At 57.4% G+C, this 14,465-nt stretch carries 13 protein-coding genes and 1 pseudogene; 8 read left to right on the top strand and 6 right to left on the bottom strand.

The annotated features are described in order from the left end of the window. Window positions 1-32: 32 nt before the first annotated feature. Together ACWR1S_RS08905 and ACWR1S_RS08900 are read right to left on the bottom strand one after the other, a co-directional pair. Window positions 33-773, bottom strand: a complete 741-nt coding sequence (locus ACWR1S_RS08905) for a flagellar basal body rod protein FlgF (RefSeq protein WP_064119567.1) — start codon at window positions 771-773, stop codon at window positions 33-35. A 300-nt stretch (window positions 774-1,073) separates the two neighbouring features. Next, window positions 1,074-2,642: a sigma-54-dependent transcriptional regulator gene (locus ACWR1S_RS08900; protein WP_454563222.1), complete on the bottom strand. Its 1,569-nt coding sequence runs from the start codon at window positions 2,640-2,642 to the stop codon at window positions 1,074-1,076. Between the two features lie 392 nt (window positions 2,643-3,034). Here ACWR1S_RS08900 and phhA point away from each other — a divergent pair, with 392 nt between their 5' ends. From phhA to ACWR1S_RS08870, 6 genes and pseudogenes are all read left to right on the top strand, one after another. Then, window positions 3,035-3,826 carry a phenylalanine 4-monooxygenase gene (gene phhA / locus ACWR1S_RS08895; protein ID WP_454563221.1) on the top strand — a complete coding sequence of 264 codons (792 nt, stop codon included), beginning with the start codon at window positions 3,035-3,037 and terminating at the stop codon, window positions 3,824-3,826. 117 nt (window positions 3,827-3,943) lie between these two features. Next, window positions 3,944-4,300 carry a 4a-hydroxytetrahydrobiopterin dehydratase gene (locus ACWR1S_RS08890; protein WP_003222798.1) on the top strand — a complete coding sequence of 119 codons (357 nt, stop codon included), beginning with the start codon at window positions 3,944-3,946 and terminating at the stop codon, window positions 4,298-4,300. Next, window positions 4,300-5,493, top strand: a complete 1,194-nt coding sequence (locus tag ACWR1S_RS08885) for an amino acid aminotransferase (RefSeq protein WP_454563220.1) — start codon at window positions 4,300-4,302, stop codon at window positions 5,491-5,493. The genes ACWR1S_RS08890 and ACWR1S_RS08885 overlap by 1 nt, the downstream gene beginning before the upstream one ends. A gap of 268 nt (window positions 5,494-5,761) precedes the next feature. Continuing rightward, window positions 5,762-5,893: a hypothetical protein gene (locus tag ACWR1S_RS08880; RefSeq protein WP_008088845.1), complete on the top strand. Its 132-nt coding sequence runs from the start codon at window positions 5,762-5,764 to the stop codon at window positions 5,891-5,893. A gap of 70 nt (window positions 5,894-5,963) precedes the next feature. Continuing rightward, window positions 5,964-6,146 (top strand): hypothetical protein, encoded by a 183-nt coding sequence (locus tag ACWR1S_RS08875; RefSeq protein ID WP_454563219.1) that lies wholly within the window; start codon window positions 5,964-5,966, stop codon window positions 6,144-6,146. 113 nt (window positions 6,147-6,259) lie between these two features. Then, a pseudogene (locus ACWR1S_RS08870) lies at window positions 6,260-7,448 on the top strand (MFS transporter). Here the strand turns inward: ACWR1S_RS08870 and arfB are convergent. Then, window positions 7,445-7,858 carry an alternative ribosome rescue aminoacyl-tRNA hydrolase ArfB gene (gene arfB, locus ACWR1S_RS08865; protein WP_095187827.1) on the bottom strand — a complete coding sequence of 138 codons (414 nt, stop codon included), beginning with the start codon at window positions 7,856-7,858 and terminating at the stop codon, window positions 7,445-7,447. The pseudogene ACWR1S_RS08870 and the gene arfB sit on opposite strands and share 4 nt — an antisense overlap. Before the next feature lie 157 nt (window positions 7,859-8,015). Between arfB and queC the strand changes: the two genes are divergently transcribed. Next, window positions 8,016-8,714 (top strand): 7-cyano-7-deazaguanine synthase QueC, encoded by a 699-nt coding sequence (gene queC, locus ACWR1S_RS08860; RefSeq protein WP_454563218.1) that lies wholly within the window; start codon window positions 8,016-8,018, stop codon window positions 8,712-8,714. Window positions 8,715-8,767: 53 nt separating this feature from the next. Here the strand turns inward: queC and ACWR1S_RS08855 are convergent, their stop codons facing one another. Together ACWR1S_RS08855 and ACWR1S_RS08850 are read right to left on the bottom strand one after the other, a co-directional pair. Further along, window positions 8,768-9,646 (bottom strand): queuosine precursor transporter, encoded by an 879-nt coding sequence (locus ACWR1S_RS08855; RefSeq protein ID WP_277761152.1) that lies wholly within the window; start codon window positions 9,644-9,646, stop codon window positions 8,768-8,770. Then, window positions 9,630-10,235 (bottom strand): helix-turn-helix transcriptional regulator, encoded by a 606-nt coding sequence (locus ACWR1S_RS08850; protein WP_454563255.1) that lies wholly within the window; start codon window positions 10,233-10,235, stop codon window positions 9,630-9,632. The genes ACWR1S_RS08855 and ACWR1S_RS08850 overlap by 17 nt, the downstream gene beginning before the upstream one ends. A 531-nt stretch (window positions 10,236-10,766) precedes the next feature. Between ACWR1S_RS08850 and ACWR1S_RS08845 the strand changes: the two genes are divergently transcribed. Continuing rightward, a complete protein-coding gene (locus tag ACWR1S_RS08845) occupies window positions 10,767-12,116 on the top strand; it encodes a serine hydroxymethyltransferase (protein ID WP_454563217.1) in 1,350 nt (449 codons plus the stop codon). Between the two features lie 67 nt (window positions 12,117-12,183). On the opposite strand, the gene ACWR1S_RS08840 is transcribed toward ACWR1S_RS08845, so the two are convergent. Beyond that, a complete protein-coding gene (locus ACWR1S_RS08840) occupies window positions 12,184-13,602 on the bottom strand; it encodes an amino acid permease (protein WP_454563216.1) in 1,419 nt (472 codons plus the stop codon). Window positions 13,603-14,465 lie beyond the last annotated feature (863 nt).

Below are 14,465 nucleotides of genomic sequence, written 5' to 3'. Positions count from 1 at the left end.
TGCGCCTGTTTTTCGGCGCGACGTTCTGATAATTAGCTGATCTGCAAGACCCGAGCCATGGCCTGGTCGTCGTCTTTGGCGGTGTTCATCATTTTGACGTGCAACTCGAACTGCTTGGCCAGGGCCAGCACTGAGGTCATCTCCTCAACGGCGTTGACGTTGCTCGACTCGAGGAAGCCCGACACCAGTTTGACGTTGGCGTCGGCCGGCGCAGGCTGGCCGTCCTTGGTGTAGATCGAGCCGTCGAGGCCCTTGTTCATGTTCTTGATGTCCGGGTTGACCAGTTTGATCCGGTCGACTTCCGCCATGACGCGCGGGCCTTCGCCCATCGCACGAATACTGATGGTGCCGTCTTCGCCGACTTCGATCTGCTGCTCGGGCGGCACGGCGATCGGACCGCCATTGCCCATCACCGGCATACCGTTGCCGGCACGCAGCACGCCGAGGGCGTCAACGTTGAGGCTGCCGGTGCGCACGTAACTCTCGCCGCCGTTCGGGTTCTGCACGGCGATAAAACCGTTGCCGGTGACAGCGACGTCGAGGTCACGGCCGGTCTGCACCAGCGAACCTGGGGTGAAGTCGGTGGCGGGCCGTTCGCTCATGGCAAACGCACGCGCCGGAAAGCTGTCACCAAACACCGGCATCGAACGCGCCTGCTCCAGGTCGCGCTGAAAACCGTTGGTGGAGATGTTCGCCAGGTTGTTGGCATGAGCCTTCTGCGCCAGTGCGTTCTGGCTGGCGCCGGTCATTGCCACATAAAGGTACTTGTCCACACTCTTTCCTCTGCATGCCGGACGTTTGCCGCCCACCGCTGTACTGCTGAGCCATAAGCAATTTGCAGACCAACTTTTTTCTGGCGGACAAAGACCCGGTAAACAAAGGACTTGGGGAGTGACGAGGGGAAATTTGAAATGTATCGAAGTCGAAAAACCGGCGGTGTTATGCCGCTTGGCGGCAATCCCGGCTAATGATCGTTCCAACGCTCTGCGTGGGAATGCAGCCCGGGACGCTCCGCGTCCCAAACCGGACGCAGAGCGTCCATTGAGGCATTCCCACGCAGAGCGTGGGAACGATCATTCGCTGCTGCCCGACTCTTTGCCGACTTCGTATTCACGCAGCTTGTTGGCAATGGTGGTGTGCGAAACCCCCAACCGCTTACCCAACTGCCGACTGCTCGGATGCTCGGAATACAACCGTTCCAGCACCGCCTTCTCGAAGCGCCCGACAATCTCGTCCAGCCCACCCTCCAGCGAGAAATCGCCAAGCGGCTGACGCACGCCGTAATCCGGCAGCCGAATATGCTCGGCCTTCACCGTGCCGCCATCGCACAGCGAAACCGCCTGGAACAGCACGTTTTCCAGTTGCCGCACGTTGCCCGGCCAATGGTAATGGCTGAGCCGATCCATCGCCGCCGGCGCCAGTTTCGGCAGCGAACAGCCGATCTGCCGACTGGCCTGATCGAGAAAGTGTTCGACCAGCGGGGTCAAGCCGTCGAGGCATTCGCGCAGCGGCGGGATGTGCAGGGAGAGCACGTTCAAGCGGTGATACAAATCCTGGCGAAACTCGCCGCGCGCGCACAGCTCGGACAAGTCCACCTGGGTGGCACAGATCACCCGCACATCCAGATAAACCTCCTCATCACTGCCGACCCGGCGGAAGCAACCGTCCTGCAGAAAGCGCAGTAACTTCACTTGAAGACGCGGACTCATTTCGCCGACGCCGTCGAGAAACAATGTGCCGCCCGCCGTCAATTCCAACAGACCGAGCTTGCCTTCGGCCCGCGCCCCTTCGAAGGCGCCGGGGCCATAGCCGAACAGCTCAGTCTCGGCCATCGACTCAGGCAGGCCTGCACAGTTGAGCGCCATCAACGGCGACTGCCCGCGCGGACTGGCGAGGTGGCAGGCACGCGCCAGCAACTCCTTGCCGGTGCCGGTTTCGCCTTCAATCAACAGCGGCGCATCCAGCGGGGCCATACGCCGCGCTTCACGCACCACGGCGGCCATGACTTTGGAGCTCTGGAAGATGCTGTCGAAGCCACGCAGCTCCTGCTTGCGCACGTTATAGATGCGCTCGCCCACTCTGTCGGCGCGATGCAAGGTCAACACTGCGCCGGCCATGGCTTCACTGTCGTCGTGCTCCGATTGCAGCGGCGCGATGTCGGCCAGAAAGATGTCACCCTTGACCTTGACCCGCATGCCATTGATCCGCGATTTATTGGCGCGCACCAGTTCCGGCAAGTCGAAATCCTCGGCGTAGCGCGACAGCGGAATACCCGGCACCTCGTCAACGCGCACCCCGAGCAACTGCGCCGCCGCGCGGTTGGCAGCGACGATCGAGCCCCCCATGTCGATCGACAGCACCGGAAACTCCAGCGCGCCGAGCAAGGCATTCAACTCCATGTGCCGTCGTTCGCTAGGCATCAGCCCTACCCGCTTGACGCCAAACACTCCGGCGATTGCCTCGAATTTCGGCCGCAACGCCTGGAACTGGATATTGATCAGGTTCGGGCAGTGCAGGTAGATCGCATTGCCATGCTCGCCACCGACTTCACCCCGCGCCACGTTGATCCCGTAGGCGACCAGCAGGTTGAGAATGTCGCGCAGGATGCCGATGCGGTTCTGGCAGTGGACTTTGATGCGCATATATAAGGCCCGACAAGATGGGGAGTTGAATACCGCCCCTGTGGGAGCGAGCTTGCTCGCGAAGGCGTCAGCACATCCAGCATTGATGTGTCAGACCCAGCGCTTTCGCGAGCAAGCTCGCTCCCACAGGGTATTGCGGTGCGCCCGACGCTCATTTTTCTGCCGAGGCACGCAGATAGTTGTCAAGATTATGTGACAGGTACTGAGCTTTTCAAACCCGCTAATCACCGCAAACGCGATATATCCGTCCAAGCGTAACGATTATTTTACGATTTCAGGCGAATTTTCCTACACGTATCGCGATCAACCTGCTGCAAACCCGACCGCACTCAGGTAATTCTGAATCCATCGCTGGACATAACAAGAACGAATTCCCCTAGCAGGAGAGCAGTATGAAGCAGACGCAATACGTGGCCCGCGAGCCCGATGCGCAAGGTTTTATCGACTACCCCGCCGAAGAACACGCGGTGTGGAACACGCTGATCACTCGCCAACTGAAAGTGATCGAAGGGCGTGCGTGCCAGGAATACCTGGACGGTATCGAAAAACTCGGTCTGCCCCACGACCGCATTCCGCAACTCGGCGAAATCAACAAAGTGCTCGGCGAGACCACCGGTTGGCAGGTCGCACGCGTTCCGGCACTGATCCCCTTCCAGACCTTTTTTGAACTGCTGGCCAGCAAGCAATTTCCGGTCGCGACGTTTATTCGTACCCGCGAAGAGCTGGATTACCTGCAAGAGCCGGATATTTTCCACGAGATCTTTGGTCACTGCCCGCTGTTGACCAACCCGTATTTCGCCGAATTCACCCACACCTACGGCAAGCTCGGCTTGCAGGCGACCAAGGAAGAACGCGTGTACCTGGCGCGCCTGTACTGGATGACCATCGAGTTCGGCCTGGTCGACACCCCGCAAGGCAAACGCATCTACGGCGGCGGCATCCTGTCCTCACCGAAAGAAACCGTTTATTCGCTGTCGGACGAACCGGAGCATCAAGCCTTCGATCCGCTCGAAGCCATGCGCACGCCGTATCGCATCGACATCCTGCAACCGCTGTACTTTGTCCTGCCGGACCTCAAGCGCCTGTTCGACGTGGCCCATGAAGACATCATGGCCATGGTTCGCCAGGGCATGCAGTTGGGTCTGCACGCACCGAAATTTCCGCCGAAACCGAAAGCCGCGTGAACCGCGACTTTTGCTGACAATTGAGCCTGTCAGTTGCCGCCACTTTGGTTTAGCGTGACGGCATTGACGACTCAGAAGCCTTTATAAAAAAAACACACTCGATTTCAGGAATACACCATGTCCACTTTGAACCAAGCCCACTGCGAAGCCTGCCGCGCCGATGCGCCACAAGTCAGCGACGAAGAACTGCCGATCCTGATCAAGCAGATCCCTGACTGGAACATCGAAGTGCGCGACAGCATCATGCAGCTGGAGAAGGTCTTCCTGTTCAAGAACTTCAAACATGCGCTGGCGTTCACCAACGCTGTCGGCGAGATCTCCGAGGCCGAAGGTCACCACCCGGGCTTGCTCACCGAATGGGGCAAAGTCACCGTGACCTGGTGGAGCCACTCGATCAAAGGCCTGCACCGCAACGACTTCATCATGGCCGCACGCACTGACGAAGTGGCCAAGACCGCAGAAGGACGCAAGTAATGCACTTCGACGCCATCGGCCGGGTACCCGGCGACCCGATCCTCGGCTTGATGGAGGCGTATGCGCAGGACAGCAACCCGCGCAAATTCGACCTGGGCGTTGGCGTCTACAAGGACGCCCAAGGCCTGACGCCGATCCCGGAAGCGGTGAAAATCGCTGAAGCACGGCTGGTCGAAAGCCAGGACACCAAGACTTACATCGGTGGTCACGGCAACCCGCAGTTTGGCAAAGTCATCAACGAGTTGGTGCTCGGCGCCGACTCGAAGCTGATCGCCGAACAGCGCGCCGGCGCCACCCAGACCCCGGGCGGCACCGGTGCCCTACGTCTGGCGGCCGACTTCATCGCCCAATGCCTGCCGGGCAAGGGCGTGTGGCTGAGCAACCCGACCTGGCCAATCCACGAAACCATTTTCGCGGCGGCCGGGGTCAAGGTCAGTCACTACCCCTACGTGGGCAGTGACAACCGCCTCGACGTCGACGCCATGCTCGCCGTACTCAAGGAAGTGCCGAACGGTGATGTGGTGCTGCTCCACGCGTGCTGCCACAACCCGACCGGTTTTGACTTGAGCCATGACGACTGGCAGCGCGTGCTCGATGTGGTGCGCGCGCGCAATCTGCTGCCGCTGATCGACTTTGCCTACCAGGGCTTTGGCGATGGTCTGGAACAGGATGCGTGGTCGACCCGGCTGTTCGCAGCCGAGTTGCCTGAGCTGCTGATCACCAGTTCCTGCTCGAAGAACTTTGGCCTGTACCGCGACCGCACCGGTGCGCTGATCGTCTGTGCGAAAAGCGCTGACAAGCTCATCGACATCCGCAGCCAACTGGCCAACATCGCCCGCAACCTGTGGTCGACGCCGCCGGATCACGGCGCTGCAGTGGTCGCGACCATCCTTGCCGATCCTGAGCTGAAAGCGCGCTGGGCCGATGAGGTGGAAGCCATGCGTTTGCGCATTGCGCAGTTGCGCAGCGGTCTGGTCGAAGCGCTGGAACCGCACGGCCTGCGCGAGCGTTTTGCGCACATTGGCGTGCAGCGCGGCATGTTCTCTTACACCGGGCTGTCGCCGGAGCAAGTGAAACAACTGCGTGAGCATCACAGCGTGTACATGGTCAGCTCAGGCCGGGCGAACGTCGCCGGCATCGATGCCACGCGCCTCGCATTGCTGGCCGAAGCCATCGCCAGCGTCTGCAAATAATCCCTCCCATTGCTCGTTCCCACGCTCCGCGTGGGAATGCAGCCCGGGACGCTCTGCGTCCCAACAGCGGACGCAGAGCGTCCATTGAGGCGTTCCCACGCAGAGCGTGGGAACGATCAATCACCACAGTTTTGCGCCCCCTGCGGCCATCTGTCGCATTAATTTGAATTAAAAGTCTGATTGTCATTTTTCCTGCTGTATCCTTCGCAGGCTTTCTAAAAGCGCGGATCGACCAGATCTATCAACAGACTTAGCGAGGAGCGCAACCATGCACGAGATTCCTAATCTCCCCTTCCCAAGCCTGCACGTACCTGAGCAGACGACCACGCAACAAGCCGGCGCCCAACAGCCCGAGCCGAAAGAAGCTGTTGAGAGCCGTCCGGCCGACAACGAAGAGTAAGACCCCGTCGTACAGACCGTGTGGAAAGCGCTAACATGCGCTTTCCACACTGCCTGAAACCGAGCCCGCCATGACCGACGAATTCTCCGAAAGCCAAGCCGCCGTACTGATCGGCGCGACCGAGAAAATGATCGAGATCTGGAACCGCCTCTCGCCCGAGAAGCAAGCCGCTCTCCTCGCCCGTTTCGGCACAGAGGAAAACGCCCTGGCGGCGCTGGTCACCACGCAGCTGGTTGCCCCGGCCAAAACCTGAATGGCCACCCGACAAATAGTTTTACTTTTCCCGCCGCAGATTCTTCCACGCCGGTATCATAAGCAGCCTATCTAATCTGCCGTTCCCGTGGATCGTTACCCATGTCGTCCTCTATGCCAGAACCTCAGCGCCCCCTGGCGGTCACGCTGCAAGTCGTCTCCATTGTCCTCTTCACCTTTATCGGCTATCTGAACATCGGCATTCCGCTCGCGGTGCTGCCGGGGTACGTCCACAGCGATCTGGGCTTTGGCGCGGTGATTGCCGGTCTGGTGATCAGCGTGCAATACCTCGCCACTCTGCTCAGCCGCCCGTATGCCGGCAAAATCATCGACAACCAGGGCAGCAAACGCGCGGTGATGATTGGCCTGGCCGGGTGCGGCTTGAGCGGTGTGTTCATGCTGATTTCGGCGTGGACACCGAGCATGCCGATGCTCAGTTTGATCAGTCTGTTGATCGGTCGGCTGGTGTTGGGCAGCGCGGAAAGCCTTGTGGGTTCCGGTTCGATCGGCTGGGGCATTGGCCGGGTCGGCGCAGCGAACACCGCCAAGGTGATTTCCTGGAACGGCATCGCCAGTTACGGCGCACTGGCGGTCGGCGCCCCGTTCGGTGTGTGGCTGGTCGGCCAGTTGGGTCTGTGGAGCATGGGCGTCAGCATCATCTTGCTGGCGATTCTTGGTCTGGCACTGGCATGGCCGAAAACTGCCGCACCGATTGTGGCCGGCGAGCGTCTGCCGTTCATGCATGTGCTCGGCAAAGTGTTTCCCCATGGCTGCGGTCTGGCGCTGGGCTCGATCGGCTTCGGCACCATCGCCACCTTCATCACCCTGTATTACGCCACCCCAGCATTGGGACAACGCGGTGCTGTGCCTGAGCCTGTTCGGCGCCAGCTTCATCGGTGCGCGACTGCTGTTCGGCAACCTGATCAACCGTCTCGGCGGCTTTCGCGTGGCGATTGCCTGTCTATCGGTGGAAACCCTTGGTCTGCTGCTGTTGTGGCTGGCGCCGGACGCACATTGGGCGTTGGCCGGTGCGGCGTTGAGCGGGTTTGGTTTCTCGCTGGTGTTCCCGGCACTGGGCGTGGAAGCGGTGAATCTGGTACCGGCGTCGAGCCGTGGCGCGGCCGTCGGCGCTTACTCGCTGTTCATTGATTTGTCGCTGGGGATCACCGGGCCTTTGGCCGGGGCGATTGCGGCAGGCTTCGGTTTCGCCTCGATCTTCCTCTTCGCGGCCCTCGCCTCGCTGAGCGGTCTGGCGTTGAGCGTGTATCTGTACAAACACACCGCCAAGTACCGCGAAGACTAGAAGTCCACTTTGCCGCGCCCGGCCTTGATGCTGCCGCGCTTGGTTTTCGATTCGAGCCGACGCTTCTTTGAACCGAGGGTGGGCTTGGTCGGGCGGCGTTTCTTTTCGACTTTGGTGGCGCTGAGGATCAGCTCGACCAGACGCTCCAGCGCATCGGCGCGGTTGGCTTCCTGCGTGCGATATTGCTGCGCCTTGATGATCAACACACCATCGCCGGTAATGCGACTGTCACGCAGCGCCAGCAGCCGCTCCTTATAGAACTCGGGCAACGACGAGGCCGGTATGTCGAAGCGCAAGTGCATGGCGCTGGAGACCTTGTTGACGTTCTGCCCACCGGCGCCTTGCGCGCGGATGGCGGTCAGTTCGATCTCGGCATCCGGCAGATGCACGTTGTTGGAAATCACCAGCATGGAAAAACGTCCGTAATCAGAGCACACAGGATACCGCTATTAGCCAGATAGCGATCGACTGCCTGCCCAGGTAAATGCTTGTGCACTTATTTCGAGGGTCATTTCGAGTTACCATTGTGCCCTTTGAACTTACCCGATCAATGCAGGAAGCAGACTTATGAGCAACAAGGCAGTTATCGTTTTTAGTGGTGGCCAGGACTCTACGACTTGCCTGATCCATGCACTGACCCACTACGATGAAGTCCACTGCATCACCTTTGACTATGGTCAGCGTCACCACGCGGAAATTGAAGTTGCACAGCGACTTTCCAAAACCCTCGGCGTGACCGTGCATAAAACGCTGGATGTGTCCTTACTCAACGAGCTTGCCATCAGCAGCCTGACACGCGACAACATTCCGGTGCCGACCGTGAACAGCTCCGGAGAAAGCCTGCCCAGCACTTTCGTACCGGGAAGAAACATTCTGTTTTTGACCCTTGCTTCCATTTATGCCTATCAAGTCCAGGCGAAAACGGTCATTACCGGTGTCTGTGAAACCGACTTCTCGGGCTATCCCGATTGCCGGGATGAATTCGTCAAGGCGCTGAATAAAGCCCTTGAATTAGGTATGGATTACACGCTGCAACTGGATACGCCATTGATGTGGCTGAACAAGGCAGAAACCTGGGCCTTGGCTGATTATCACGATCAACTGGATCTGGTTCGTGAAGAAACACTGACTTGCTACAACGGCATCAAGGGCACTGGATGTTCCGATTGCGATGCCTGTAATCTTCGCGCCAAAGGCTTGAACGAGTTCCTGAATAATAAAGCTCAGGTCACTCAAAGCTTGAAAGAGAAACTTGGCTTAAAGTAATACTACAACAAGAAGCGCTCACTCAAGCATGCCGAGTGAGCGCCCTCCTCTCTTTATTGCGTCTGCGCACCCGTCAGGTATTTCTTGAACAATGATCTTGCGCCGTAGGCTGGCAAGATATTAAAGAAGGCAAAACCCACCTTGATTGCGATCTGAACGTAGATCATGCCCAGTATCGCGCTGTTTTCCATCGTCCCGTAAAAGGCGATGTAGCAGAACAGAAAGCTGTCGATGATAACGGCAAACAACGTGCTTAAAAAAACTCGCAAAAACAGAAACCTGGAATTTGTGAGTTCTTTAATCTTGCACAACAGGTACGAGTTTATATTCTCGGAAACCAGAAACGATACAGAAGACGCTACAAGGACTGCCGACAACTGACTGATAACATCATTGTAAGCGCCATCGAGCTTCCAACCCGGCAGGCCCGGAAGATGAGTAGTGATGGCCAACAGAATGATAATCGCGGCATTGCTGATGAACGCGAACAGGATCGCTTTTCGCGCGAGTCTCAGGCCGAAGGTTTCATTGAGCAAGTCAACGATCAAAAATGTCAGCGGATAGAGAAAAGTGCCCGGCGTTACGACAATATCGAAATACTCCAGATAGATCGGTTTTGTCGCAGCAATGCTGGTGAAGATGTAAAGCGTGAACAGCATCAGGTTCAGGATGATGTAGATCATCCAGGAACTCTCATGACGGTCATTGATTTCGTAAGCGGTGAGTGCCCCGCCCTGGGAGTAAAACTTCTTGTAGAGGTTTTTCACTTCGATTTTATTCAGATTATCCATAATCTCACTATTCAACACTTCACTCAGTTTTATTTTAATTATCTTGCCTGTCGCGATGACCATGATGACGGCCAGGCTTTTTCCATTTTCGAACCCCAGCAACTTGTACTTGCTGTTTTCCATTTCAACACTGCAATCCATTAAATCGTTCCTCGATTACATCTCCGATCACGCATACACGATCCGTATCAAAGCTGCCTTCATGGCTTATAGATAACTTCGCTGTGATTTTGTCATACACCAGCTTTTCCCTGTCGCTGGTCGATGCTCCTTTCTGCACGATCAACAGATCGCCGGGTTCATTCATGCCGCTGATTTCATTTTCCAGAAGCACGCCAATCAGGTTAAAGGACGCGCCAAAATAGTAAGTCAGGGGATAAATCGTGGCCAACTCACCAATTCTTTTATCCAGACTTTTCAGCAGCATACTTTCCTTGATAACAGGCACCGCCGCTGGATTCATATTCCCCTGTGGCGAAATACTGCTTTCGATGATTTCCTTTTCTTCAAAATCAATCGTCTCTATTTCTTCGTAAGACACCCCGAAGAAATCAGAAATCTTGCGCACAGTGGCCTGTTGTACGTTGACCACCTTGCCTTCAAGAATGTTGTAGATGGTCGTCCGCGTCAAACCACTGGAGTGGCACAAGGACAACTGCGTCTCCCCGCGACTCTTTATCAGGTATTTGATGTTGTTCTTCAGATTCTCCGATCTTTCTCTTCTGTGCATCACATGCTTATCATCCATTTTTAACTGCAATCAATGTCACGTCCCGAATGATCATTCCGGACATACACAAGTGAGGTAGGAAATTGCAGTTATATCCCTGTCAGTGCCGCGCAGGATCATAGCATTCTCCCTCCCTGGGTTCGGTATAAAAGGTCAGCTTTCAAAGGCTGCTTCCGCCAACATGCAGGGCTATTTCAGCCTCGGTAATGACTCGTCAGTTCCTGTCGACTTCCACCCCTGGCCTGAAAATCGGCCCCGGGCAGTGCCTGTTTTACACCCGACGCGACCACAAAAAGAATCATTTTCTTTGAAGAATGTTCATTTTTTTGATTAATTCTGTGGCGTTCCTCACTGAAAAATTTATGATGCGTCAATTCGGCGTCGCACTCTCAAGAGTGAAAGAGCGAAAAACCGGGAGGCCTGTACAGGGTTTAGTTTTGCGCGCACAGCGGTCAAAACACGGATTCGCCTGTACAGATCTGGCAAGCAAGGACATGCGCAAATCACGCAAACCAGGGAAGGAATCAAGCAATGGCAGTCATTACTGAACCGCTCAAGAACCAGGCTGACTTGCTGCGACGCGGCCTGGCAGATCTTCGCGCAGAAGACGCTGAACTGGCGGCAATTCTCGACGCTGAAGTCACGCGTCAACAGCACACGCTTTCACTGGTCTCCTCCTCCTGCGCAGTCCAGCCGCGAACCTTGGCGGCCTCCGCCTCCGTGCTGGTCAACGTGACCGCAGAAGGCATGTCCGGCAAGCGTCACAGCGCTGGGTGCGAAAATGTCGAGCGGGTCGAATCGCTGGCCATCCGCCGGGCGCGGCAACTGTTCGGCGCGCAATACGCCAACGTGCAGCCACACTCAGCGTCGAACGCCGTTTACCAAGTCCTCACGGCCTTGCTTGAGCCCGGCGACACCTTGCTGGGCATGGCGGTGGAACACGGCGGTCATCTCACGCATGGCAGCCTCGCCGCGTTTTCCGGCGCCTACTACAAGGCGATCCAGTACGGCACGACAGCAGACGGCCTGATCGATTACGACAAGGTGCGCCTGCTCGCACTCGCCCATCGCCCACGCGTCATCCTCTGCGGCGCCAGCGCCTATTCGCGCGAAGTGGACTTCAAGCGGTTTCGCGAAATTGCCGATGAAGCCGGCGCTATTCTGCTCGCCGACATTTCGCATATCGCCGGGCTTGTCGCCACCGGTCGGCACCCAAGCCCAATCGACGCCGCACACGTCACCGTCACGTGTACGCACAAGCAACTCGGCGGGCCTCGCGGTGGCGTGATTCTCAGCGGTGCTGATGCGAACACCAAGATTCCCGGTTTGCGGACCACCTTCAGTCGTCTGCTGGATCAAGCCGTTTATCCGCGCATGCAGGGCGCACCTGCTGCCAACATGATCGCGGCGAAGGCTGCCGCGCTGGGTTACGCAATGTCCGCAGCATTCGATGCCTGCATGGCGCAGATCCGCAGTACGGCGGATGAAATGGCCAAAGCGTTTCAGGCCAAGGATTATGAAGTGGTCGGCGGCTGCAGTGAAAACCACACGGTGCTGGTTCGCCTGCGTGGCGACATCACAGGCGCTATCGCGGAGGCGGCGCTGGGGCACTGCGGGATCATCGTCAACAGACATCGCGTACCTGATGATCCCCGTTCGGCACTTGTCACCAGCGGGCTGCGAATCGGCACGACTGCTCTGGCGCAACGCCGGGTCGATGTCCACGGCAGCCGCCAGATCGTCGATTTGATCGTGCGGATTCTGAACACGGTGGCGCCGCTCGGCGAACAGGATTACACCCTGGAACCCCTGCTCCTCGCGCAGTTTCGCTCAGAGGTCGAAACCCTGTGCAGGGACTATCCTCTCGCCGACTATCAATAGCGCCCCAACATTTGCACCCATAAAAAACCCGGCACTCAGGCCGGGTTTTGTGTTTCTGCGTCTGCGCTTACTTGGCAGCACCTGCCGCGTGCACGGCCTGCTGCGCGCCGCGCTTGTTCTTGATCACGTAGCAGATCCACATGAACACGACCCACAGCGGAATCGCGTACACCGAGATCTGAATGCCCGGGATCAACAGCATCACGCCAAGGATGAACGCAACGAACGCCAGGCAGATGTAGTTGCCGTACGGATACCACAGGGCCTTGAACAGCGGCGTCTGTTGAGTCTTGTTCATGTGCTGACGGAACTTGAAATGCGAGAAGCTGATCATCGCCCAGTTGATCACCAGCGTCGCGACGACGAGGGACATCAGCAGTTCCAGCGCGTGTTGCGGCATCAGATAGTTCAGCAGCACAGCGACCAGCGTCACCGCAGCGGAGGCCAGAATCGAACGTACCGGCACACCGCGCTTGTCGATTTTCGCCAGCCCCCTCGGCGCATCACCTTGCTCGGCCATGCCCAGCAGCATGCGGCTGTTGCAGTAGGTGCCGCTGTTGTACACCGACAACGCAGCGGTCAAGACCACGAAGTTGAGGATGTGCGCGGCGGTGTTGCTGCCGAGCATCGAGAACACTTGCACGAACGGGCTGCCGCTGTACGAATCGCCGGACGCATTGAGGGTTGCCAGCAGGCTGTCCCATGGGGTCAGCGACAGCAGGATCACCAGCGCACCGATGTAGAAAATCAGAATCCGGTAGATCACCTGGTTGATCGCTTTCGGGATCACGGTTTTCGGCTTGTCGGCTTCAGCGGCGGTGAAACCGAGCATTTCCAGACCGCCGAAGGAGAACATGATGATCGCCATGGCCATCACCAGACCGCTCACGCCGTTCGGGAAGAACCCACCGTGCGACCACAGGTTGCTCACCGAGGCTTGCGGGCCGCCGTGGCCGCTGACCAGCAGGTAACTGCCCAGTGCAATCATGCCGACGATCGCCACGACCTTGATGATCGCGAACCAGAATTCGGCCTCACCGAAGACTTTGACGTTGGCCAGGTTGATCGCGTTGATCAGCACGAAGAAGGCGGCGGCGGAGACCCAGGTCGGAATGTCCGGCGCCCAATAGTGAATGTACTTACCGACAGCCGTCAGCTCCGACATGCCCACCAGAATGTACAGAATCCAGCAGTTCCAGCCCGACAGGAAACCGGCAAAGCCGCCCCAGTACTTGTGCGCGAAATGGCTGAAGGAACCGGCCACCGGCTCCTCGACGATCATTTCGCCCAACTGGCGCATGATCATGAAGGCGATGAAGCCGCAGATGGCGTAGCCGAGGATCATCGACGGGCCGGCGGATTTCAGTACCCCGGCCGAGCCGAGGAACAATCCGGTACCGATCGCGCCACCGAGGGCGATCAGTTGAATGTGGCGATTTTTCAGGCCGCGTTTCAGCTCGCCTGATTGCGAGGGTTGTCCACTCATGAAAAAGGTCTCACGCAAGGTTTGATGGTGTTCAGTAGACGTTGCTGCAAGGTTGCGATTTCAGGCAGCCCCGATCAAACCCCAGCGCAGGCACCAGGAGTTCAGCTTGTTTACAACGGTCATGCGTCACCTGTTTGTTTTTATCTGTGACGAAATCGAACCCGAAACGCTTGTGGCGCGACGGAGTGAACAAGGCGGATAGCCTTGAGATTTTTGCGATTACGCAGAGGGTCACAGTTAAAACGCGGCGCATTGTACACCGCTAACCCCCTGCTGCCAGACCCCGCTGGATCAGCGTGTCGGTTGCCGGGATTGCGTGTGTCCGCCACGAGACACTCGGGCGGCTGCAAAAATTGAGTCAGGCCTTTGCAGGCCATCGGCGTGGACGAGGAAAAAACCGTCCCACGGGGAGAGGTGGAGATCAGTCACGGCGTTCATCGCGCCTCCTTCTTGTTATGCACCTGCACGACAGGCATGAGGCGCATATCACCTTGCAAACGCCGCTGAAACAAGCGCGCCAGAGCCTTGCGCAGCCCGCAGCAGAGCAGGCTTCGGCAGGTTTTCCTTACAGCGTTCTTGGACGGTCAGTTTCACGCGGTTTTACCGGGTTTTCCGTAAACATTTCTTTACGATGCGTAACGCAGAGTTTCCATTTCAGAAATATCTGTCAGACGTCTGCAAATTGACGGCAGCTAGCTTGCTAATGAAAACCGTGGGTTAGTTTTTTGTTTTTAAAAAAGAAAAACCCAGCGAAAAAACAGAATAAAAAGTCTATTTAAAAATTAAATGAATAATTTTTTGCATTACAAAAAACCCTGAACTAGGTTCTTCACGTCTTGCCGGCCACCTCGACCGGCCAGTCA

The sequence above is a fragment of the Pseudomonas sp. AIG genome, from assembly GCF_977020205.1.
Note: the sequence above shows the minus strand (reverse complement) of the source record. Positions and strands in the feature narration are given on the sequence as shown.